This is a genomic window from Caminibacter pacificus, from assembly GCF_003752135.1.
Taxonomy (GTDB): domain Bacteria; phylum Campylobacterota; class Campylobacteria; order Campylobacterales; family Nautiliaceae; genus Caminibacter; species Caminibacter pacificus.
The window spans coordinates 243,474-265,984 of sequence record NZ_RJVK01000002.1 but is presented as its reverse complement, the minus strand read 5'-3'; the positions used below and the strand labels follow the sequence as shown (position 1 = coordinate 265,984).

27 protein-coding genes and 2 tRNA genes are annotated in these 22,511 nt (G+C 34.6%); 13 read left to right on the top strand and 16 right to left on the bottom strand.

The genetic code is table 11. From position 1 onward, the window contains the following. From EDC58_RS05130 to EDC58_RS05100, 7 genes are all read right to left on the bottom strand, one after another. Positions 1 to 1,467 carry an NAD(P)/FAD-dependent oxidoreductase gene (locus tag EDC58_RS05130; protein WP_123352437.1) on the bottom strand — a complete coding sequence of 489 codons (1,467 nt, stop codon included), beginning with the start codon at positions 1,465 to 1,467 and terminating at the stop codon, positions 1 to 3. A 198-nt stretch (positions 1,468 to 1,665) separates the two neighbouring features. Next, positions 1,666 to 2,967: an NrfD/PsrC family molybdoenzyme membrane anchor subunit gene (nrfD, locus tag EDC58_RS05125; protein ID WP_123352436.1), complete on the bottom strand. Its 1,302-nt coding sequence runs from the start codon at positions 2,965 to 2,967 to the stop codon at positions 1,666 to 1,668. A gap of 9 nt (positions 2,968 to 2,976) precedes the next feature. Next, positions 2,977 to 3,648, bottom strand: a complete 672-nt coding sequence (locus EDC58_RS05120) for a 4Fe-4S dicluster domain-containing protein (RefSeq protein ID WP_123352435.1) — start codon at positions 3,646 to 3,648, stop codon at positions 2,977 to 2,979. Positions 3,649 to 3,651: 3 nt separating this feature from the next. Next, positions 3,652 to 6,306 carry a molybdopterin-dependent oxidoreductase gene (locus EDC58_RS05115; RefSeq protein ID WP_123352434.1) on the bottom strand — a complete coding sequence of 885 codons (2,655 nt, stop codon included), beginning with the start codon at positions 6,304 to 6,306 and terminating at the stop codon, positions 3,652 to 3,654. 76 nt (positions 6,307 to 6,382) lie between these two features. After that, positions 6,383 to 7,780 (bottom strand): DUF3373 family protein, encoded by a 1,398-nt coding sequence (locus EDC58_RS05110; RefSeq protein ID WP_123352433.1) that lies wholly within the window; start codon positions 7,778 to 7,780, stop codon positions 6,383 to 6,385. Between the two features lie 63 nt (positions 7,781 to 7,843). After that, entirely contained in the window at positions 7,844 to 8,224 is a 381-nt protein-coding gene (locus tag EDC58_RS05105; protein WP_235823178.1) for a hypothetical protein, read from the bottom strand. 44 nt (positions 8,225 to 8,268) lie between these two features. Then, positions 8,269 to 8,610, bottom strand: coding sequence for a hypothetical protein (locus EDC58_RS05100; protein ID WP_123352432.1), 342 nt, complete (start codon positions 8,608 to 8,610; stop codon positions 8,269 to 8,271). 170 nt (positions 8,611 to 8,780) lie between these two features. Here EDC58_RS05100 and EDC58_RS05095 point away from each other — a divergent pair, with 170 nt between their 5' ends. The 10 genes from EDC58_RS05095 to EDC58_RS05055 all read left to right on the top strand — a co-directional run bounded on the left by EDC58_RS05095 (position 8,781) and on the right by EDC58_RS05055 (position 13,976). Continuing rightward, complete coding sequence (locus EDC58_RS05095) at positions 8,781 to 9,542, top strand: RluA family pseudouridine synthase (protein ID WP_123352431.1); 762 nt, start codon at positions 8,781 to 8,783, stop codon at positions 9,540 to 9,542. Positions 9,543 to 9,602: 60 nt separating this feature from the next. After that, the gene (locus EDC58_RS10255; RefSeq protein WP_235823177.1) at positions 9,603 to 9,827 is read left to right on the top strand and encodes a four helix bundle protein; all 225 of its coding nucleotides are present in this window, start codon (positions 9,603 to 9,605) and stop codon (positions 9,825 to 9,827) included. Continuing rightward, positions 9,763 to 9,954 (top strand): four helix bundle protein, encoded by a 192-nt coding sequence (locus EDC58_RS10250; protein ID WP_235823176.1) that lies wholly within the window; start codon positions 9,763 to 9,765, stop codon positions 9,952 to 9,954. The genes EDC58_RS10255 and EDC58_RS10250 overlap by 65 nt, the downstream gene beginning before the upstream one ends. A gap of 53 nt (positions 9,955 to 10,007) precedes the next feature. Then, positions 10,008 to 11,357: a signal recognition particle protein gene (gene ffh, locus EDC58_RS05085; protein ID WP_123352430.1), complete on the top strand. Its 1,350-nt coding sequence runs from the start codon at positions 10,008 to 10,010 to the stop codon at positions 11,355 to 11,357. A gap of 79 nt (positions 11,358 to 11,436) precedes the next feature. Next, a complete protein-coding gene (rpsP, locus tag EDC58_RS05080; protein ID WP_123352429.1) occupies positions 11,437 to 11,688 on the top strand; it encodes a 30S ribosomal protein S16 in 252 nt (83 codons plus the stop codon). Further along, positions 11,688 to 11,930, top strand: coding sequence for a KH domain-containing protein (locus EDC58_RS05075; RefSeq protein ID WP_123352428.1), 243 nt, complete (start codon positions 11,688 to 11,690; stop codon positions 11,928 to 11,930). The genes rpsP and EDC58_RS05075 overlap by 1 nt, the downstream gene beginning before the upstream one ends. Further along, the gene (gene rimM, locus EDC58_RS05070) at positions 11,920 to 12,444 is read left to right on the top strand and encodes a ribosome maturation factor RimM (protein ID WP_123352427.1); all 525 of its coding nucleotides are present in this window, start codon (positions 11,920 to 11,922) and stop codon (positions 12,442 to 12,444) included. Before EDC58_RS05075 ends, rimM begins: the two co-directional genes overlap by 11 nt. After that, on the top strand, positions 12,441 to 13,097 hold the full coding sequence (gene trmD / locus EDC58_RS05065) for a tRNA (guanosine(37)-N1)-methyltransferase TrmD (protein WP_123352426.1): 657 nt from the start codon (positions 12,441 to 12,443) through the stop codon (positions 13,095 to 13,097). The genes rimM and trmD overlap by 4 nt, the downstream gene beginning before the upstream one ends. Before the next feature lie 89 nt (positions 13,098 to 13,186). Next, a complete protein-coding gene (rplS, locus tag EDC58_RS05060) occupies positions 13,187 to 13,543 on the top strand; it encodes a 50S ribosomal protein L19 (RefSeq protein ID WP_123352425.1) in 357 nt (118 codons plus the stop codon). Between the two features lie 142 nt (positions 13,544 to 13,685). After that, on the top strand, positions 13,686 to 13,976 hold the full coding sequence (locus EDC58_RS05055) for a hypothetical protein (protein ID WP_123352424.1): 291 nt from the start codon (positions 13,686 to 13,688) through the stop codon (positions 13,974 to 13,976). Here the strand turns inward: EDC58_RS05055 and EDC58_RS05050 are convergent. The 6 genes from EDC58_RS05050 to rimO form a co-directional block, all read right to left on the bottom strand. After that, positions 13,968 to 14,477, bottom strand: coding sequence for a formyltransferase family protein (locus tag EDC58_RS05050; RefSeq protein ID WP_123352423.1), 510 nt, complete (start codon positions 14,475 to 14,477; stop codon positions 13,968 to 13,970). The genes EDC58_RS05055 and EDC58_RS05050 overlap by 9 nt on opposite strands. A 164-nt stretch (positions 14,478 to 14,641) precedes the next feature. Continuing rightward, positions 14,642 to 14,717: transfer RNA gene (locus EDC58_RS05045), tRNA-Phe, on the bottom strand. A 9-nt stretch (positions 14,718 to 14,726) separates the two neighbouring features. Continuing rightward, positions 14,727 to 14,803 (bottom strand) — tRNA-Ile (locus EDC58_RS05040). A gap of 42 nt (positions 14,804 to 14,845) precedes the next feature. Continuing rightward, positions 14,846 to 15,541: a metallophosphoesterase gene (locus EDC58_RS05035; protein WP_123352422.1), complete on the bottom strand. Its 696-nt coding sequence runs from the start codon at positions 15,539 to 15,541 to the stop codon at positions 14,846 to 14,848. Further along, positions 15,529 to 16,467: a tRNA lysidine(34) synthetase TilS gene (gene tilS, locus EDC58_RS05030; RefSeq protein ID WP_123352421.1), complete on the bottom strand. Its 939-nt coding sequence runs from the start codon at positions 16,465 to 16,467 to the stop codon at positions 15,529 to 15,531. The genes EDC58_RS05035 and tilS overlap by 13 nt, the downstream gene beginning before the upstream one ends. After that, positions 16,448 to 17,749 carry a 30S ribosomal protein S12 methylthiotransferase RimO gene (gene rimO / locus EDC58_RS05025; protein ID WP_123352420.1) on the bottom strand — a complete coding sequence of 434 codons (1,302 nt, stop codon included), beginning with the start codon at positions 17,747 to 17,749 and terminating at the stop codon, positions 16,448 to 16,450. The genes tilS and rimO overlap by 20 nt, the downstream gene beginning before the upstream one ends. Positions 17,750 to 17,809: 60 nt before the next feature. On the opposite strand from rimO, the gene EDC58_RS05020 reads away from it, so the two are divergent. After that, a complete protein-coding gene (locus tag EDC58_RS05020) occupies positions 17,810 to 18,049 on the top strand; it encodes a hypothetical protein (RefSeq protein WP_123352419.1) in 240 nt (79 codons plus the stop codon). Here the strand turns inward: EDC58_RS05020 and EDC58_RS05015 are convergent, their stop codons facing one another. After that, on the bottom strand, positions 18,050 to 19,012 hold the full coding sequence (locus tag EDC58_RS05015) for a L,D-transpeptidase family protein (protein WP_123352418.1): 963 nt from the start codon (positions 19,010 to 19,012) through the stop codon (positions 18,050 to 18,052). Positions 19,013 to 19,021: 9 nt separating this feature from the next. After that, the gene (gene panC, locus EDC58_RS05010; RefSeq protein WP_123352417.1) at positions 19,022 to 19,840 is read right to left on the bottom strand and encodes a pantoate--beta-alanine ligase; all 819 of its coding nucleotides are present in this window, start codon (positions 19,838 to 19,840) and stop codon (positions 19,022 to 19,024) included. A gap of 99 nt (positions 19,841 to 19,939) precedes the next feature. On the opposite strand from panC, the gene prfB reads away from it, so the two are divergent. Together prfB and EDC58_RS05000 are read left to right on the top strand one after the other, a co-directional pair. Beyond that, positions 19,940 to 21,049, top strand: coding sequence for a peptide chain release factor 2 (prfB, locus tag EDC58_RS05005; RefSeq protein WP_123352416.1), 1,110 nt, complete (start codon positions 19,940 to 19,942; stop codon positions 21,047 to 21,049). Then, entirely contained in the window at positions 21,046 to 21,549 is a 504-nt protein-coding gene (locus tag EDC58_RS05000; protein WP_123352415.1) for a hypothetical protein, read from the top strand. The genes prfB and EDC58_RS05000 overlap by 4 nt, the downstream gene beginning before the upstream one ends. Here the strand turns inward: EDC58_RS05000 and EDC58_RS04995 are convergent. Then, positions 21,542 to 22,489 carry a sensor histidine kinase gene (locus tag EDC58_RS04995; protein WP_123352414.1) on the bottom strand — a complete coding sequence of 316 codons (948 nt, stop codon included), beginning with the start codon at positions 22,487 to 22,489 and terminating at the stop codon, positions 21,542 to 21,544. The two genes, EDC58_RS05000 and EDC58_RS04995, sit on opposite strands and share 8 nt — an antisense overlap. Between the last annotated feature and the right edge of the window lie 22 nt (positions 22,490 to 22,511).

Here is a 22,511-nt window from a genome sequence, read left to right as displayed (position 1 = left end):
TTAATCTGGAATTAACCACCAACCCGGTTTTGCTTTAGCTTTGTATAAGAATAGATGGTGCATTAAGTATTTAAACCAATGTCCGGCTACTCCGACTTCACCGATAGTATAGTTGATATCTCTTCCGAAATCCGGATATTTGTTGTAATCGGGAATAGTAGGATATACCGACATACTTCCCGCAATTCCTCTAAATCCGTAACCGATTGACACTACACAAATACTTGCTATCTCAGCCATACTCGCTTTATGTTTGAAACTCGGTTTTCCTTCCAAAATCCATTCGGCAATATTCATAGCCGTAGCGTGACCCATTACCGCACTTGGCATACCTGTTCTTGGCGGTGCCGGTGTTAGAGGTCTTCCGCTTGGTGTTGTGTGAGGTTTTGATATCGTATGTGGAGGCGCAAATGCGATACCTATTGCGAAAATATTCGGATATGTCGGGTTTTGGAGCTTTTTAGGCCAATCATCCCCGCTCCATTCGTGATAAGGTTTTTTGGCACTTTCATAATCAGCATCGACAATCATTAATTTATTCGGCTTGAATAATCTATCCGTATAATCTTCTCCGTTCGGTCCTACGGAAGTGATACCTACACCGCTAAACGGAGGAATTAACATAGCGAAATCATAATCCATTGTAAGCTCTTCGCCTTGATACGTTTCATAGTATATTTTGCCGGGTTCTACTTTATAGACGCTTGATTGGTGATGCCATCTAACTCCGTATTCATAAAATAGAGCACTAATAATATTTTTGGTATGAGCTACATAACCGGCATTTTTTACATACGCACCGGCCATTCCCAAATCACCGATAAACATTTCGTTTGTAATATATCTGATATCGGCCATATCTTCAAGACCTAAGTCTTTAATTAAACTCGCTACGTTTAGAGTGTATTCAAGAGCCGCACCTTGACATGTAGCTCCTCCGTGTCCAAGACCGATAACTATTTTTTGTTTTTGGCCTTTTTTCATTTTTTCTATTACTTTACTAAGCTCACTCCAAGCATGATCGGCATGGTTATAGCTACAAATAGAAACGGTTCCGCTTGCATCAGGACCGAGCCCCGGAGTTGCTTCAAAGTTTAGTTTAGGACCTGTTGCGTTTATAAGAAAATCATAATAAACTTTTTCTTTTTTCCCCGCATCAGTTCCGCTTACATATTCAATAGTTACGTAAGGTTTGTTTTCTCCCGCGTCACCTTCAGGGTGTATTGAGAGTGCTTTTGCTTGTTTGAAGTCGATTTTCATTTTGTCATATACGGGTTTTAATGGAAAATAAACATCTTCCGGTTTCATATGACCTGTACCCACCCAAATATTCGAAGGTACCCATTGATAGTTAGAGTTTGGTGAAACTACGATAACTTCACCTTTATTTCCAAGTTTACGTTTAAGATTTAATGCCGCGGTATGTCCGGAAATACCCGCACCTAAAATAACCACTCTTGGTTTCATTTTCATCCTTTCCGTTTAATGTACAATTAATTATATCTCTATTTTTGATAAAAAGAGTATTTTTATCTTAAATTAAAAAAAAGTTATAAAATCTATAAGAGAATATTAAATATACATTAAGAAGAAATTGGTTTTAAATGATTATCATATGTAGGGAAATTGAAGAAATTAAAAAAAGAGGGAAAATCCCAAAAGGGATTAGTGTTCTACGTTGTCGTTTACGTTTCTTACGTCAAATAGAGAATCAAGGATTGAGTAAATAGCAATACCAAGTCCTAAACATCCGATAATAACCATCCATTCCATAGTATGAGGAGCGATATAAGCCCATGGTGTTACGGCATCTAAGTCGTAAATTCCTGTAGCTTCAGGTCCCATACCGAATCTGTCAGTCATCGGAACGATGTTACCACCGTAAATAAATGCTTGTCTCATTAAAAAAGTACCGATTAGTGCTGAAATACCGCCTAATAATACGGCTCCAGGTTTTCTTGTTAAGAATAATACGAAAGGAATAGCGATTCCAAGTATGATCCATCCCCAATACATCCAGCTAATAGGACTTCCGCTCATGATAAGTTTCATCCATTTAGGATCAACTGTCATGAAGTTGATTACTTCGTAAAGTGCTGCAAGAGCTGTAAGTACAACACCCGCAGTTGCCGCAGTTTTAATCATATCTTCGAAGTAAGGTTTGTTTTTAAGTCCTAAGAATGCGAAAACGATTGCTCCTGCAATTCCTGTTAGAGCACCTGTTACAAGGAAATATAACCATAACAACGGAATGTCAGTCCATAAATGTCTTGGTGTGTTAAGGTTGAATAAAAGACCTTGGATATAGAATTCGATTAGGTCGATAATAATACCGAGAATTACTAAAATACCTGCAAGTTTTCTTGCTAAATCTCTTTTGTTTGTGATTAAGAAATAAATTTCAATAAATGTAAACGGAATATATACACCGTAAAGAGGCAACATTAACCACATACCGCTTTGTGGTTGAGGGTTAATCATCATCCAATAGATGTTTAATTGGTTTGCTAAGTCAGTAAAGATTGATGTCAATCCGCCAAATACCATTGCAATACCGAAAGTCATTAGTGCCGCTGCAACTTTCGGAGCTATTTTAGCATGGAAAAGTTCTGCAAGCGCAGTTAAGAAAATAAGTGCACTACCACCGTAAAGTAGATATACGTATTGAGTAACAAATACACCCCAAGGGTTTGATTTATTTACTTCTTCAACTTCTCTTAAATTAAAAATTTGTTCTTTTAAAGCTTCCGCAATCGCCTTAAGATGTTCGCTGCTACCGCCTGCAGCTGCAATTACGTCCGCATTGTTAACGAAATGATGAGCCCATCTTAAATAGAATACTTCATACCATCCTACCAAACCTATTGCTAAAAGAATATAAGCAACAAGCATAGTTTTATTAAATAAAAGTTCTCCAAGGCTAACTTTTTTAATATTTAGCCCGCAGCATTGAGTATATTCAGCCATAGTAGCTCCTTACGCTTTTTTCCACTCAGGTTTTTTAGCCTGAGCAGCTGCTTCATATGTTGATTTGATTTCATCCCATGTATGGAATTTAATACCTTCACCGATAGTTCTTCTTGCGAACTCTTCATCTTCCGGTACGAGATAGAATAGTTTAGGTAACGTACCTTCGTCTTCTTTAAGTACGAAGAATTTTCTATTTTTAAGTAGTTTTACGATATCGGAATTTTCGTCTTCCAAGTCACCGAACGTTCTAACTTTTGTAGGACATGTCGCACTACATGCAGTCGTTCCGTATTCTTGAATTCTTCCGTCACAGAATGTACATTTATCTACCGCGTGTCTTGTTTCGTCTACGAATCTTGCATCGTAAGGACACGCTTCCATACATCCCTTACAGATAATACACATATCATAATCAACTTTTACGATTCCGCCTTCAACAAAATGTGAAGCTCCTGTCGGACATACCGTAACACACGGAGCGTCTTCACAGTGGTTACATTGACTCGGATAAAAGTTTAGGAAAACGTCAGCAAGTGTGTTTCCACCTTCGACAACACCTACCCAAATTCTTTGTTTATCCGCACCGAGCATTACTCCGTTTTCGTCTTTACACGCAACTTCGCATGCTCTACAGTCGATACAGTTTTGATATTCAAGTGCTATTGCATAGTTTGCCATGGCTTACACCTTTCTTATTGTTACAAATGTTTCGTTCATACTTGCAGCTCCGATAAACGGATCGATTCTGTCTTCTGCAATTTGAGCTTGTGAAATACCGTTGTCATATCCAAGTGTAAATAGTTTTGATTGACTTCCAAGTCCAGTTGCTACGAAAATAGTGTCTTTTCTAATTCTCTTAGTAGGATAAACTTTTCCTCTAACAGTTTTTCCTTGTCTATTTACAAGTTCTACTTCGTCTTTGAATTTTAATCCCATTTCGTTTGCAAGGTCTTGATTAATCCAAATATAGTTGTAATTCATCAAGTCAAGTAGTAGATAGTTGTTCGGATGAGAACTTTGAGTAAAGTAACCGTGTCTTCCGATTACAAGTCTTACTTGATTGTTTTTAGGTTCTTCGAACATACTGTCACGCCATACAGGTAAATCTGTAACTTGTTCTTCTTGACCTGTAATAGGGTTAACGAATTTTTGTCCCGCAATGTTTTTGAGCGAGAATTTAATGAATTTTCCTTTTTTAGGAACGATACAGTAGTCTTTCGGAAGAGTACAGTATTTTTTGTAAAGTTCGTACATTGCCGTATTTTTGCCAGGATAATCTTTTTTGAACGTTTTAAGGTGTTCGTCGATAGCTTCTTCGATAGCTTTTTCGATTCCAGGCCAATAAACTCCGTATTCTTTTAATATTTCAGCAGCTTTGTCTCCGTAAAGTTCTTTCATTACTTCTTCGTTGAATTCTTCAGGAGTTTTTTCGTATGCCGCACTTAATTTGAATGAACCGATATCTAGGTCGTCTTCACTTGCATGTTCTAAGATTGCTTTAATTAACTTAGGATCTTTAATATCAGCTTTTAATTTTGCTTCGTCAATTTCAAAATCGTCAGTTAAGTATTTAGCCAAATTGAAATCTTTTGGAAGTTCTGCTCCTAAATCGTCTGCATCCCAAGTATATTTGAATGTAATTGCGGCTAAATCTTTTTCGATTTTTTCGCTAAGCTCTTTTAAAATGTTATAAAGAGGTTTTGTTTTGTATAAAGGTTTGCTTGTCGCCCATCTTGCACCGATCATAGGTTCTCTAAGAGTACCGAATGATTTTAGAGGTGATGTTCTTTCAAGATAAACCGTATCAGGTAAGATTACGTCCGCATACATCGCCGTATCGTTTGGTAGAATGTCGATAACTACCACTAAGTCCATAGTATCGAACATTTTTTCAGTTTCTTCTCTACCCGGTACTGATTGGATAGGGTTTTCTCTATAAATAAACATTCCTCTTACAGGATATGCACCTTCAGGTAGTTTTTCTCCGTTTTTCCATTTTTTATTGATATCTCTTACTGTGTTTCTGAATACTTGCCAGCTTCCTTTTCCAGGGTTCATTAAAGGCCATGCGTCTTTTGGTTTAAGAGCAAGGTCGATTCTTGGTTTTGCATTGTCATAAATAGGGAAATCTTCATATTCGTATTTTTCAGCTTTAAGACCTCTATTTAATAATACTCCCCCAGGTCTGTTTACACATCCGTGAAGTGCATTGAAGATTGCTTGAGCTCTTCTGAATTCGAAGTCTTGATAATACCATGTTGATTTTCTACTTCTATAACAGTTTGCAGCACCTTCGTATTTTTCCGCTGCGTCGCTGAATTCTTTTGTAAGTCTTCTGATTGTATCGGCAGGAATTTCAGTGATTTTTGCCGCCCATTCAGGTGTATATTTTGCTCCTTCACCGTTTGTGAAGTAGTCTTCAAGCTCTGCAAGACCGTCGGCATATTTTGCAAGATAGTCTGCTTTATAAGGTGTTTTGTGATAACCTTTATTAATAGTTTCGTGAATCATTGCAAGCATTAAAGCTAAATCCGTACCAGGTTTGATAGGGATAAATTCATCCGCTTGTGCCGCAGTGTTTGTATATCTTACGTCGATATAAACGATTTTAGTACCTCTTTTATGAGTGTTTCTGAATAAATCGAGCGTATCAGGTGTAACGATAGCTTCGGCTCTGTTTGCTCCGAGCATTAGTACGTATTTTGATTTTTCAAAATCCGCACTTCCCCAGCTTCCGTAAGTTAGTTTGTTTGCTAAGAATGCAGGAGCGAAACATGTTGTAAAGTGGTCTACGAAGTTGTTACTTCCGATACCGTTAGCGAAAGTTGCAAATAACGGCTCTTCAGCACCCGCACCCGCACCGAATGCGATTGTACTTCTGTTGTCTTTTTCTTCATCAAGAATTTTTACCAATTTTTGTCTAATGTATTCGTAAGCTTCTTCCCAAGAAACTTCTTTGAATTTACCTTCTCCTCTTTTTCCAACTCTAATCATAGGAGCTTTTAATCTGTCAGGGTCATATGCGGCTGCGATACCGGCATTACCCCTCGCACACGCAAAGCTTCTACTTTTCGTAAATAGAGGGTTAGGGTCTAATTTTGTGATTTTTCCATCGACGTTTCTTGCGATGAAACCACACATGTTAACGCACATACCACAGAAAGTCGGAGTATATTTTGCGTTTTTGATTTGATCTTCTTTTAGTTGTTTTGCATTTTCGGCATCTTCATAAGCACTAAGTGCGAATGAAGAAGTAGATGCTAATGCCACACCTCCAGCAGCAGCTGCCGAACCTTTTAGGAAACTTCTTCTTTTTAAGTCAATAATTTCAGACATCTACTCTCCTTTTTAGTTTTTCCAAGTTTATTATATTAAATCAATGTTAAAAATCAAGCCAAAAGGCTTGAAATAATTAGAAGTTATATCTGATATAAGCTCTTAAGTCATAAGCTTTATCAGCAGCAGGGAACGGAGCTTTGTCAACGTCAACAGGTGTACCAGCGTCACCGAAGAACGCGTCGCTTCCTGTATATTTATAATCAACATAAGTTAATCTTAATCCAGTTGTTAAATGAGGTTGGATTTGGTGATTATAGTAAACTTCATATGCATTACCTCTAACTGCTGCGATACTTCCGATAAGAGTATCTTCTCCGTAAGTCATACTTCTCCAGTATTTGCTTCCGTGTACGTAGTTGAATCCCCAGTTGTCAACTTCTTTAAATCCAGGCATTTGTGCCCCGATCCACCATGATGTACCAACTTTATTGTCAGTAGTACCTAACATTCTTTCACCGCTGTAAGGTTTTGTTTGAGATAGTGCGAATGAAACGAATGCAGTAGTATTATCGAAGAAATCACCCAAATCTTCACCGATTCCGTAAGCTCTGAATGTTACGTCTAGACCATAGTAATCCCCAACGTCTTTCATTGTGTCAGGAATGTGGTCTCCGTTTGTATCGATGTAACCTTTAAGATTCCATGCCCAAACGTTTTCCATCCATAATGAATATTGACCGTCGTCATAAGGTACTAAAATAAATCCTGCGAAATCAGTAATTCCTAAGTTGTCTTTTGAATATGCTGGGCTTCCGTCTGCTGGCCATTTTCCTTTTGAGCTAGAATAACCTCTACCAGCACAGAATTTCAACCATGTTCCCCAGTCGCTGAATTTATCAGACATATTTGAGAAAATAGTATTTGAAATTTCAAAACTGAATCCGTCGAATTCCATATTAATTAAGTGTGCCAATGGACTTGCAGGTGCGTCGTTGTTTCTTAAGTTTGCAGGGAATCCGCCTGTTGCTGGTCTTCTACCCGCACTAAACATTAAACCGTTGTCAGGTCCGAAATGATAGTTAAAGAATGCTTGTTTAATTCTGATATTTAAATCATCAGGTGTTTCGTTTGCCACCCATGAAATGTTGTTGAATTGAGAATATTGAAGCTCGCTATTCATACCGAAAATTGCGTTTGCTTCAAGTTTTAATGTAGCTTTTAGGTTTTCTGCAGGTTTTGCAACACCTGTTAATGTTACTCTGTTAGTGAAAATGTTATTTGTAAGTTTATCATCATTTGCAGCTTTGTTCATTTTATATTCGATGAAATCGTAAGTTGTTCTTAAATCATAGCTGAAATAGATATGATTGTTTGCCGCAATAGGATTAACTTTTTTTTGGTTTTGGATAGCCATTTGCTCTACTTGAGCAAGTTTAGCTTTTAATTCTTTAATTTGCTTTTCAAGTGAAGCGTTGTCAGTTTGTGCGAATAATGCTCCTACTGCCAATGCAGAGATAATTAACTTTTTCATTTTAGCTCCTTGTGTTTTATTTTTTTGTTGTTGATTAAAAAAAAGAAAGAGGGAGAGAAGATATTATGAACATCCTGCTGGGATTTTTCCTTCCATAATACCTACAAGGAAATCTTCTAGGTCTTTAAGTTTTCCTTTTTTGATGATTTTTTCTACACCAGCTGCAGCTTTGTCAAGCCCTTTTGCTTTTAATTTTTCGATTAGAGGTTTTCCGTTGTCTTTGAATAGCGCTTTTAGTTGATCAACAGTTTGTACTCCAAGCGCTTGTACGAATTTTGGTGCTTTAATGTGTGCTTTTCTTTTAATGAATTTTGAGTAGTATTTGAATCCTACGTTGTAATCTGCCATTGCTACTGATACAGTAAGTCCAGTTGCGATAGCTCCAGCTAATAGTAATTTTGCAAATTTCATGCTAACTCCTTTATTTTTGTTTTCAAGCTTCAATTATAGTCCTTTTTTCCTTAAAGTTTCCTTAAAATAAGAAAAATTTAATTGCACCCTAGTGGAATTCTTCCCTTCATTACTTCGTTTAGGAAGACTTCCAGCTCTTTTTCTTTACCTTTTTTGAGAATCTTTTCAATACCTTTAGCAGCATTTGGATTGAATTTGGCAACTTCTTCTACAATTTTACCGCTTTGAATCAATTGATGTAACTGTTGCGATGAACGAATGTGTAATTTTTTCAATAGTTCGGGTGCTTTTATCCCATATTTTGGGATATGTTTAACGTACCTTATGTAAAGTCTGTATCCCTTTACATAAGGAGAAATAGCATGCAAGTTAACTGAACAACAGAATAGTAAAATAAAGATAAATCTTTCGGTTTTCAATGTTCTCTCCCTCGTGAATGAACTTTTATTCATTCATCAAAAGTATGATAACTCTTTAAAACTTAAAGTTTGCTTAATATAAGAAAAAATTATGACAAATTTCATAAAATTTTAATAAAAACTTATTATTTACCTTAATATGATATAATTTTTATAAAAAAGGATAACAATTGAAGAAAGAAAAAGCGTATATCTTACTTGCTAAGCAAGAAGGTATATCAAACAGAGCGGCAAAAGATTTAATAGATCGAGGTTTGGTTTATACTCATGACAGAAAAATAAAAATTGCAAGAGGTCTTTTGCCTGTCAATACGAGATTTAAAATCGAAAAAGTTCCCGAAGCTAAAAAAATCTTTGAAGATGAAAATATTTTGGTTGTTGACAAACCTTCTTATATTACGAGTGAGGAAATCAGCAAAAAATTCAAATATCCTCTTTTGCATAGACTGGATAAAGAAACAAGCGGTATTTTGGTTTTGACGAAAAACGAAGATTTTAGGAAAAAAGCGATTGAAGAATTTAAAAAACAAAACGTTTATAAAGAGTATCTTGCTTGGGTAAAAGGAATAGTAGCGGAACCTGAAACTATCGATTTACCTATTAAGGTTATAAAAACCAAAAGCGGAGCTTTTGCAAAAGTTAGTGCAGACGGAGAAGATGCAGTAACTGAAATCGAGCCTATTTTGGCTTTTAGAACGAAATCGAAAATAAAAGCGATTATTCACACCGGAAAAACTCATCAAATCAGAGCTCATTTAAAAGCGATCGATCATCCTATTATAGGTGATGAGAAATACGGCGGAGAACCTTATAAAAGAGTAATGCTTCATCATCATAAATTTAAAATTTTCGATTATGAATTCGAATCACCTGAACCGAGAGACTTTAAAATGCAAGAGCAGAGGGATAATACGAGGAAAAAGAAGAAGTGAAATAGTGAAAGTGGTGAAATAGTGAAAATGGTGAAATTGTAAGGTAATAAAAGGAATAATTTGATTAAAAGTCATATGGATTTAAAAATATGGAAAATTTCTATGGATTTGGCAGAAGATATTTATAAAATGACTTCTTCTTTTCCTAAAAATGAAATATTTGCTTTAACATCTCAAATGAAAAGAGCGGCAGTTTCAGTACCGAGTAACATAGCTGAAGGTGCTGCTCGACAAACAACAAAAGAATTTATTAACATTTTTATATATTTCTTTAGGCTCTCTTAGTGAACTTGAAACTCAAATATTGATTGCGCAAAGGTTAAATTTTGTTTTTGAGACTGAAAAATTGCTTTTTAAAATAAAAGGTCTCAAAAAAATGATTATTAATATGATACAATCACTAAAAAATTAATTTTAACGATTTCACAAACTCACTGTTTCACAGTATCACAAAGGAGTAAATGTATGTTTGACAAGATAAGTGACGGCTTTAGAGGTGCGATAAATAAAATAAGAATGAAAGATGACGAAAAAGCTTTAAAAAAAGCTTTGGATGAGCTTAAAAAGAGTCTTTTAAAATCGGACGTTCATTTTAAAGTTGTAAAAGATTTATTGAAAAACGTAGAGCTTGATACTAAAAAAGAGGGTATCGGTAAAGCTAATTTTTTAAAAGCTCTTGATAAACATTTGACGAATATTTTAACGGCACCCGGGAATTACGGGTTTGTTTATGCGAGCAAACCGCCTACTATCGTAATGATGACAGGTCTTCAAGGTAGCGGTAAAACCACTACGACCGCAAAACTTGCTAATTATCTAAAAACATTTAAAAAGAAAAAAGTATTAATGGTTGCGGCAGACCTTCAAAGACTTGCGGCGGTAGAACAATTAAAACAACTTGCCGAACAAAACGGACTTGATATTTATTATGACGAAAACGCAAAAGACCCGGTGGAAGTGGCAAAAAAAGGTGTGGAATTTGCAAAAGAGAAATTTTATGACGTGGTATTAATCGATACGGCGGGTCGTTTGGCAATTGATGATGCGCTTATGGATGAGCTTGTAAGAATGAAAGAAGCTGTTAAACCTCATGAAATTTTCTATGTTGCCGATTCTTTGACCGGTAAAGACGCTCTAAATACGGCAAAACAATTTGACGAAAAACTTGATATTACGGGGGTAATTCTTACTAAATACGACGGTGATAGTAAAGGTGGGGTGGCTTTAAGTATAGCTCATCAAGTAGGTAAACCTCTAAGATTTATAGGTACTGGTGAAAAAATTGCCGATTTGGAAGTATTCGTACCAGATAGAATCGTTAGTAGAATTATGGGTGCGGGGGATATTGAGAGTTTGGTTGAAAAAACGAGTGCTGTTATCGACGAAAAAGAAGCGAAAAAATTAACTAAAAAACTTAAAAAAGGTCAGTTTAACTACGATGACTTTTTAAAACAACTCGAACAGATGAAAAAATTAGGAAGTATGAAAAATCTTCTTTCCATGATTCCCGGTATGGGTAATATGTTAAAACAGCTCGGAGATATCGACCTTGAAAATTCTGCCGAAATTAAAAAAATAAAAGCTATGATAAATTCTATGACCAAAAAAGAGAGAGAAAATCCTCATCTTATTAAAGAGAGTGCGAGTAGAAGAAGAAGAATCGCAAGAGGTGCAGGGTTAAGTGTGCAAGAAGTTAATAGAATTAACAAACAGTTCCAAAACGCCGCAAAAATGGCGAAAAAGTTCGCAGGAAAGAAAATGCCTGACATAAATGAGCTGATGAAAATGACTCAGGGCTTGAAATTTCCTAAATAATTGATTAAAATTCCAAATTAAATTTTAATTGGGTCGGTTTGGGTGGGATAAAATAAAAATAAAAAATAAGGAGAGACGCGTGGTTAAAATTAGACTCGCAAGATTTGGTAGAAAAAAAAGACCTTTTTACAGAATAGTTGTAACGGATAGCAGAAAAAGAAGAGATAGTGGATGGATTGAAGTAATCGGATATTACAATCCTTTGACTGATCCTAAAACTGTTGAAATCGATATGGAAAGATTAAACTACTGGCTAAGCAACGGTGCTCAAATGAGCGAAAGAGTTGAAAAACTTAAAAAAATTTACGAAGAAAGAACGGCTAACGCTTAATGGTTGTTGATTTCGTAAAAGAGTATGCAAAACTTTTAAGCTTCGAACCTGAAAAAATTAAAGTCGAGGTAGTGCCTCACGAAGATTTCGACGAAATCGTAATATACGCGAAAAAAGCGGATGTAGGCAGAATCATCGGCAAAGAAGGTTCGATGGTTCGTGCCATTAAAATGGTGATAAGCGGTTGTCGTGCAAAAGAAGACAAAAACTACAAAATAACGGTAAAGGCCTATGAAGAATAGAAAAATACCTATTGCGAAACTTGGCAAAAGTCATGGCGTAAGAGGTTGGCAAAAAATACACATTCTTTCAGATTTTCCAGAACAATTCAAACCAGGAAGTACTTTTAAATCCGACAGAGAGGATTTAACTATTGAAAAAATAGACCTAAAAAGAGGTCTTGTTAAAATCAAAGGTATAGATACTCCCGAAGACGCCAAAAAAATCACAAATAGACAGCTATATACTACGGAAGAAGAGACAAGAGAAAATATTAAGCTAAAAGAGGGCGAGTATTTTTGGTTCGATATTGAAGGGTGTGACGTTTATGAAGACGGAAAAAGACTTGGCAGAGTAAAAGAGATTGAAAGAGCCGATGTTGATTATTTGCTGATAAATACTGATGAAGAGTTGGTAAAAGAAGGCTATCCTAAAAGATTTATGATAGATTTTAAACGTCACGTAAAAGATGTGGATATCCAAAATAAAAAAATAACAGCAAGCGGTGCTATCGATATTTTAGAATCTTTAAAATGAAAATAGTTTTCTTTTCGCTTTTTCCTAATTTAATACTTCCTTATTTTCAAGATTCCATACTAAAAAAAGCACTTGATAAAAATCTTTTTGAGATTGAAGTTGTTAATTTTAGAGATTATGCAAAAAACAGACATAAAAAAGTGGATACCGAGCTTGTCGGCGGTGGTGCCGGAATGATAATCGACAACAATGCTTTAAGATACGCTCTTGAGAGTTATAAAAACAAATTTCCACAGGCAAGAACGATATTTTTAACACCCGTTGCAAAAAAATATAATCAAAAAGACGCAATAAGACTTGCAAATGAAAAAGTACTTTTTTTAGTGTGCGGAAGATATGAAGGGTTTGATGAGAGATTAATCGAAGATTTTGCAGATGAGGTTTTGAGTATTGGTGATTATGTGCTAACAGGCGGAGAACTTGGGGCTTTGGTTATAGTAGACAGTGTGCTTAGAAACGTAAAAGGTGTGCTTGGTAATAGCGAATCTTTAGAGGGAGAGAGTTTTGGAAATAATCTTCTTGAGGCTCCGAATTTCTCCAAAAAAGGTGAAGTGCCTTCTATTTTAAAAAGCGGAAATCATAAAAAAATAGACGAGTGGAAAAACATAGCCTCTTTATTAAAAACAAAATTTCATAGACCCGATTTGATTTGATGTTTTAACTTTTTAAATTTTTTGATATAATTTCACTTCAAAATTAAGTGTGAATGCCCGTAAGTGGCCAATGGCACAAAGGAGACAGTATGATTAATAAATACATTGAAGCATTCGAATCTAAGCAAGTAGAAGGTAAAGAGATTCCTGAATTCAGACCTGGGGATACTGTAAGAGTTGCAGTTGAAATTAAAGAAGGTGAAAAATCAAGAATCCAAAATTTCGAAGGTGTTGTAATCGCTATTAAAGGTAGAGGTGCCGGAAAAACTTTTACAGTTAGAAAAATCGGTGCGAACAACATCGGTGTAGAAAGAATTTTCCCACTTTACAGCGAAAGTATTAAAGGTATCGAGGTAGTAAGAAAAGGTAAAGTAAGAAGAGCTAAACTTTACTACCTAAGAGGTAAAACAGGTAAAAAAGCAAGAATTAAAGAAAGAAGAGATTAATCTCTTTTTCCTCTTTTATTTTTACTCCAAAAATAAGTGACTGACTCAAATATTTTCAAATTATTATTCAAACTCTTTTTTTTGTTGTTTTGGCACTTTTTGCCGTTTTTTCTTTGGTATAATTTGTTAAAAAGGAGAAAAAATGGCAAGAGATATTGAAAATATGATTCTTAGTTTCGGAGAAATTCAAGAACCTCACGAGTGCGTTACAATAGCGTATGCAGGTGTAAGAATAGAGAGTGATAGATTATATCAAGATGTTTATCCTACGGACGGAATGAAAGAGGTTATCATTTACCTTCAACAGCAAGCTCAAGACCTTGAAGCGGACGGCGTAAAAAACATCGATGTTAAGGTAGTGACTACAACAGATAACGAAGGAAAAGAAGTAGTCGATTTCTTAGGGCAAGGTACTATAATAAGACTAAAATAGTTCAACTACAGCCGGCAAAAACTTATGCTCGGCTTTTTTTAATGCTTCATGATACTCTTCGAAATTATTAAAATTATTCGGATTAATATGATATTGTAAAATTATATCACCGCTATCAAGCTCTATATCAGCATAATGAATTGTAATTCCACACGCTTTTTTGGCTTCAAAAGATTTTTTATCTGCATTCAAACCCTTAAACTCGGGTAAAATACTCGGGTGTAGGTTGATAATCTTTTTTTTAAAAGCGTTTATAATTTTTGGAGGTACTATTTTCATATATCCGGCCAATACTATTAAATCCGGATTTTTTTCTTTTAAGAAAGATAAAATTTCATCATTGTCGTTTGATATTAATATCGGGGGTAGATTTTTGTATTTTAGAGCTTCGGAGTCGTTTCTATTTGTAATACCAGCTATTATTTTATAATTTGACTGATTTTTTAAAAGATTAATAAAATTACTTCCGCCTTTTCCGAAAAATACAATTATCTTTTTCAAAAAAATCCTTTTTGGTTGGAATTTTAACAAATGGAGCTAAAAGGAAAAAGTTAATAGTGCTTTATTGACACTATTTAGGAGCAATTCATTATAACAAAATGTTTTTAAAAAAGTCTATATTATAAGATTTTATTATAAGTGGGGAATTAGAGGCGGAAATTACATGGTGCCCAGGGACGGAATCGAACCGCCGACACAGGGATTTTCAGTCCCTTGCTCTACCGACTGAGCTACCTGGGCAAAAAAAGCTGGTGGGCCTGGCAGGACTCGAACCTGCGACCAACCGGTTATGAGCCGGTTGCTCTAACCAGCTGAGCTACAGGCCCAGCAGATGTGGAATGAAATTATATCTACTTTTTTTTATTTATTCAAGGGTTTTGAATTTCAAAATGAAGAGGGGAATATTGTTTTTTTGCATTTACTTGAATAATTTCGTAATCCCAAGGTTTTAAAGTATTTTTAATAACGAGTGCGGTCAGTTTGTTTCCGTAAACGCATGCCGTATCGATCCCGGCGGCAAACTTATTTTTTTTGACATCTTTAAAAGGATTATGTCCGTATACAATAAATCCTTCGTGTCCGTCGTATCTATCCGCCCAAAAAGAAGCGTTCGGATGGTTGTGATTTAAGGGTAAAAATTTATCGTTTTCATCCACTTCTCTTAAAAAAAGTAGCAATGTCATTATATTTAAAGGCGGGTTGTTTAATCTTATTTTGTTAGTAATGCCTCCGTGAAGAATAGTTAAGTGATTAAGTTTTAGAAAAAAAGGCATACTTTCTATAAAATCGAAATCTTCTTGTTTTAGTTGAGGATATACTCTTTGCTGGTCTTCATCAAGAATAACTTTTCTTCCCCAATATTTTCTTAAATGTTTATATTCGTGGTTTCCCATAATGGTGAAAATCTTATTTTTTTTTGCGTATCTTAATGCTTCTACGGGATAGGGGCCTTTATCTAAAATATCTCCTACACTAATTTCAAAAGAGTTTTTAGGTATAAGTTTTCTAAGCTCTTCCCACTCTTCCAAACATCCGTGTACGTCACCGTATATTACGTAATACATATATTTTCCTTTTGCAGGTAACCTCTGATTTTAGGCGGAATTTTTAATTTTCTATATTTTTCTTTATTTTCCTTCGATAAAGGAATTTTAACATACGGAGCTATAAAAATATGTGAATTATTGGAATCGATAGCTATTTTCCCTTGTATTACGCAGTTAAAGTCGGTTTTTAAAATTTCGTCTTTTTGGGCTTTTGTCGGTAATATTCCTAATTTTTTCAAAATTAAATCTATTTTTTTGATATCTCTTTTTGGATTTGATTTTTTAAACCAAAAAAGATCTTTTTCTCTTTTCCAATCGGTATCGAAAAGTAGCTTTTTATCTTCTTCTAAAAACTCAAAACTTCTTTTAACTCCCTCTTTATAAAGTTTTATAAATTTATCCGAAAAGTTGTGTCGAAAAAAGTTTCTTTTGTATTTTTTATCGAAATTCGTTTCGTCTATGTAGTATTTAATTCCTCTTTCATTTAGGAATGTTAAAATTTCATCACGAGATACGTTATAAAAAGGCCTATATATTCTATACCATTCTCTCTCCTCCCATTTTTCCATCGCTATTAACTCTTTTAAGCCCGCTCCTTTTGAGAGTTGCATTAAAAACCATTCGAATCTGTCGTTTAGTTGATGAGCTAAAATGAGAGTGTCGTAATTATGTTTTTTCATAATTTCTTCAAAAAATTCATATCTGCATTTTCTTGCTTCGTTTTCTGAGAATTTTTCTAAAAAGCAGTCTTTTATGTAAATTTTTTTATTATATTTTTTTGCGAGCGTTTTTGCGTATTCTACTTCTTCGTCGCTTGTTTTTCTTGTGTGATAGTTTACGATTGCAATATCAAAGGGAATATTTTTTTCAAGCAGCCAAAAAAATAGGGCTGTAGAGTCTACTCCGGCGGAAAATGCCAAAAGATTATTTGATGATTTTTCCAATTAAATCTTCTCCGGCTAAATTTTCCACTTTTACTTTATAAAGTTCGCCGACTTTTAAATTTTCTATTTCGCTTTCGTTTACTAAAATGTCTCCGTCAACTTCGGGAGCCCAAAGTTTCGGTCTTACCGAATAGAAAAGATTATCTTTGGTTAATCCGTCCATATAGCATTCACAAATTTTACCGACATATTTTTTAAGAGCTTTTTTAGTTGTTTTTTTGACTATTTTGCTAATCTCTTTTACTCTTTTTTCGATTATGTCTTGAGGGATTTTGTCTTTTCTTTTAAATGCAGGCGTATCTTCTTCGTCGGAATAAGCAAAAACGTTTACTCTGTCAAATTCGTACTCTTTTAAAAACTCTTTAAGTTCGTTAAAATCCTCTTCACTTTCACCCGGATGACCTACGATCACGGAAGTTCTGACAAAAGAAAACTCTTTTCTCATTTCGTAAAGAAGTTCTTTTAATCTCTCGACACTGCCCGGTCTTCTCATAATTTTTAGCATTTTAGGGCTGATATGTTGAATCGGCATATCAAAATAATTTTGGACTTTTTTTGATGAAAAAATTTTTCTTATCAATCTTTTTGTAGTGGTTGCCGGGTAGAGATATAGTATTCGAACGGTAATACCTTCGATTTTATCTATTTCGTCAATAAGTCTCTCAAGTCCGTCTTTTATTCCTTTGTCTCTTAGATACGAGCTGCTGTCTTGGCTTGCGAGTGAGAAGTCTTTGTAGCCTTTTGCTTTTAATCTTTTAATCTCTTCTATTATTTCTTCGATAGGACGGGAATTTAATCTGCCTTTGAAGTTAGGAATAGCGCAAAATGCACATTTTTGATTGCACCCTTCGCTAAGTTTAATATAAGCGTGATACGCACTTCCGGTGATTACTCTATCTTCATTATGGATTAAATAAACTTTCGGTGAAAAATATTTCTTTTTATTCGATTTTATTACTTTATCGATATTTCCGAAATCTCCAACACCGCTCCAAATATCGACTTCAGGAATTTCTTGAGGCAGGATATCTTTATATCTCTCGCTAAGACATCCCGTGACTACGAGTTTTGCGTTTTCTTTTTTTTCGTTGGCAAGTTCTAAGATAGTTTCGATAGATTCTTCTTTTGCCGGATTGATAAACCCGCAGGTATTTACTATTATCAAATCCGCTTCGCTCGGGTTTTGAGTTAGCTCGTATTCATCTTTTAAACGACCGAGCATTACTTCGCTGTCTATCAAATTTTTTACACATCCAAGAGAAGCCAAATAGAGCTTTTTCAAGAGTTTCCTTTTTATTATGATTTTATCAAAAATGGTATAATTTCGCAAAAAAGGGCTGTTTTGAGATATATAGGGCTTATTGTCGGATTGGTGCTTGGTGCTGTCGGTATGTATAAAATAGACTATGTTTTGTATGAAGGGCTGAATTATTTCGGGAAGTATGTTTTTTTTGCGATGTTTAATCTTTTCGTTTTATGGCTTTTTTGGTTTTTTTATAAGAGATTCGAGGGAGCATTGCAAATTGCAATGCCTATACTTTTCGGTCTTGTTTTAATGCTTATAGGACTTAAATTTATGTAATTATTTTTCTATTAAAATTTTAAATTTATCACCTCTTTTTATCATATATATCTCTTTGTAGCCGTGGAATTCATAGCCCGGAGATATATAATCTTCATGAAAAGTTATTTCGTAAATAGGTAAATTTTTTATGTTTTGGTAAGGTACTATTTTGATGTTTTTAAAATAAATTTCAACTTTTTTGCCTCTTTTGTTTCTAAAAACTCTCTTTTTATAAGCTATGAACTCTTTTAGATTCATTCCGTTACTTCTTTGGAAATCTTTATCATAAAAAGATATATATTTTTTTATATCGGAATTTTTCCAGGCATATCTCCATTTATAAAGAGTGGCTAAAATTTGAGCTACGTCTTCTTTTCTCGCAAAAAGAGGATACTCTGTAATTTCAAGAGTTGTTTTTTTGTAATTTATTAATCTGTCAAGTCTTAAAATTTCGTCGTTATTTAAAACTATACATCCTTTGCTGACATCTCCTCTCTCTCCGTCAAGTGGTTTTCCGTGAATCCATATACCGTATCCGTCTTTATGATGAACTTTATCAAATAGATTCGGATATGACGTTACGAAAGCAAGCGGTCCGTAAAAGGTGTTTGAAGGCTTGATTTTATTTATTAAAGTATAAACGCCGATAGGAGTTTTTAAATCTCCCTCTTTTTCCTTATCTCCTAACTTTCCTACGATAATATTCGAAAACATGGCTACTTCGTTTAGTTTTCCGTCTTTATATGCGAAAACTTGAAGAGTTTTGGCTCTTTTGTTACAAAAAAGAATAAAATGTGGAGATTGAAAATAGCCGAATTTGACGTCGTCGTTTTTTATTCTTTTTAGCCAATAATCTTTTGATTGAATTGTTTTTTCAATCTGCTTTATCAAAGAGTTCACACCTTCGAATCTATACGTATCGATAAGATTTTGCGCGAATACGGCGGTAGTTATGAAAATTAATGCTAATATACGTCTCACTTAACCCCTTTAAATGTAAATATTGTCGATTAATCTCGTAGTTCCGACGTATGCGGCTATGAGTACGATTGTGTTTCCGGGTTGAATTTTTTGAATGTAGTTGAAATCTCTATCTACAAAAGCGATATATTGTAATTCGTCCACTTCTAAGATGTCAAGCATCTCTTTTTTGATTGTTTCGATATCATCGGTTTTGGTAGAGAGTTTTGCGGCTCTTTTTAGGGCTTTTGAAATACTAAGCGCTCTTTTTCTCTCTTCATCGCTCAAATATATATTTCTGCTTGATAGAGCGAGTCCGTCTTTTTCTCTTACGGTTTCGCCTTCTACGATTTCGATGTTAAAAAAGAAATTTTTTACCATTTGTTTGATTAAATATAGCTGTTGGGCGTCTTTTTTCCCGAAATATGCGCGTGTAGGGCGTATTATGTTGAATAGTTTGTTTACTACTTGCAAAACTCCGTCAAAATGTCCCGGTCTGAAAAATCCTTCTAAAATGTAGCCTTTAATTTTCGGGGCTTTTATTAAAATTTCATCATCGGTATACATATTTTCCGGATTCGGAGTAAATACGGCATCGACTCCCGCTCTTTTGCATATCTCAAAATCCGCTTCGAGTCTTCTTGGATATTTGTTGAAATCTTCTCCCGGTAAAAATTGAGTCGGATTTACGAAAATAGAGACTATAACGTTATCGTTTTCTTCTCTTGCTTTTTTTATCAAAGAGAGGTGTCCCTCGTGCAAGGCTCCCATCGTAGGTACGAAACCGACGCTTCCTTTTAAATTATTTCTGAAATTAACAGCTTCTTTTGGAGATTTGAGTATTTCCATATACGCCCTTTAAAACTCTCGCTTGAAATTTTGATAGAATTATAATAAAAAATATGTTATATCAATAATGTTATTTTAAGATTAAAAGGAGTGTAGTTAATGGATGCTTTTGAATATAGCGAGTTGATAAAGGATTTGGAGAACAAATTATCGAATATCGAGTCGATTTTAAAACCTGAAGAGCTTCAAAAAAGACTTGATGAAATAGCTCAAATGGAAAACGACCCTAATTTTTGGAACGATCCGAAAAAAAGTGCGAAAATCCAAAAAGAAAAAAACATTATCCAAAGAAAACTTGATAAATATAAAAAGGCCAAACAGGCTTTAATGGACAATAAAGATATGTACGAGCTTGCGAGTATGGAAGAGGACGAAGAGACTTTAAATGAAGTTTTTAACGACGTAAAAGAGCTCGAAAAAGCTATTAGAGACCTTGAAATAGAAGTAATGCTAAGCGACGAAAACGACGAGAAAAACGCTATTATTACCATTCACCCTGGTGCCGGTGGAACGGAATCTCACGATTGGGCGAGTATGCTTTATAGAATGTATATGAGATTTGCCGAAAGAAGAGGTTGGAAAGTTGACGTACTTGATTATCAAGCCGGAGAAGAGGCCGGTATTAAAGACGCGACTCTTTTAATCAAAGGTGAAAACGCTTACGGGTATTTGAAAGTTGAAAACGGAATTCACAGACTTGTTAGGGTTTCGCCTTTTGATAGTGCTGGAAGAAGACATACTTCTTTTGCAAGCGTGCAAGTTTCTCCGGAAATTGACGATGATATCGAAATCGAAATAGACCCTAAAGACATTAGAATCGACGTATTCCGTGCAAGCGGAGCCGGTGGTCAGCACGTAAATAAAACCGAAAGTGCGGTTAGAATTACGCACGTTCCGACAGGTATTGTCGTTAGCTGTCAGCAAGATAGGTCACAGCACAAAAATAAAGAAATGGCCTTTAAAATGCTAAAATCGAAACTCTACGAGCTCGAACTTGAAAAAAGAAGAGCCGAAGAAGAAGGAAAACCAAAAGATGAAATGGGTTGGGGACATCAGATTAGAAGTTACGTGTTGTTTCCATATCAGCAAGTAAAAGACAATAGAAGCAACAAAGCGTATTCAAAAGTAGATGACATACTTGACGGGGATTTGGACGAAATAATCGAAGACGTGTTAATTTCACAAAAAAGTACTCAGGGAGAAGGATGAGGTTTTTTTTAATTTTTCTTTTCGTTTTTTCTTTTTTGAAAGCAGATATTCTCAAAGACTTTTTTGAAAAAAAGTATAATAATCTCTGCACCTATCAAAATATCCAAAAATACAAAGACGAAAATATTTTGAGTCTTATAGGGTTTAGTTGTGTAAAGCTTGATAAAATCTATCTTTTGCCTTTTATCACTAACAAACTTAAAAAAACCGATATCGGACGGAAAAATTCTATCTATTTTTCCACTATTTATCTTCAAAAAAAGCTTTTAATGGCGTATTTTTTCGATAATTACTCGCTTGATGGTTTTTCTTTTCCGAAGAGCGATTATATTTTGTCTGTAATTTTCGACAAAATTAAACATCATAAATATGAGAAAATCGGAAATATATATATTATCGACAACGGAGATATCATTTATAACATTTTTAAAAAAGAGGATAAAATCGTAATTGACGAAATAAAGGGAGGAAAAGTTATAAAAAAACATTGGTTTAGATAGGCAAATATATTTTAAATCCTTTTTTTTCTTTTGAAAGTTCTATTTTTCCTTCGTGTGCCGTTATTATTTCTTTGCTTAATGCAAGTCCGAGTCCGTTTCCTTTTGTTTTTGTCGATTTGAAAGGTTCGAAAAGGATGTTTGTATCTTCGAAATCCTTGCCGCTGTCGTAAATGTTTATAATGTGATATTTATCGTTCTTTTCATATAAAACTTCTATTAAACCTTCTTCTTTTTCGTCGTCTTCTATAGCGTCTATCGCATTTATAATCATATTTTGCAAGACCAATAAAAGCAAATCGTAATCGGCTTTTATCTCGATATCGGGTAAGAAATAAACGAAATTTATCTCTTTTGAATGCGAATAGTATTTGATATTTTCTTCAAGCTCTTTTTTTAAAGAGCTTAATAAGAATTTTCTTTTGTTTAGGCGTATTCCTTTTGAAAAGAGAAGAGTTGATTTTATAATTCTTTCGATTCTGAATATTGCGCTTTTCATTTCGTCTATCATTTCGTTTTGAGGGCATGATTTTTTAAGTAGTGCCAAAAGAATTGAAATGGAACCTATAGGATTTCTGATTTCGTGGGCTAAATGAGCCGCCATTTGTCCCATGGCAATTAATCTTTCGTTTCTTTTTTGCTCTGTAATATCAGTAGCGCTTATAATCGTTTTGTCTTTGATATTGGAAGTTTGCACCAAAAATACTTTATCGTTTACTTCTATTTCGCCTTTTTGCGGAATAAAGTCAAACTCATCAGCTTTAGAGTTTTTGACGATAACTTCTCCGCTTTTATCGACAACCCATAAAGCTTGAGGCAAAAACTCTATTACTCCGTTAAGAATATTTTTTAGTTCTATAAATTCTTTTTCCGCTTCGTATGTCTGCTCTATCAGTTTTTCAAGATTTTGGAGGAGTTCTTGTTGGCTTTTAGGAAGCTCCATAATCAAGCCTTTTTATTTGCTA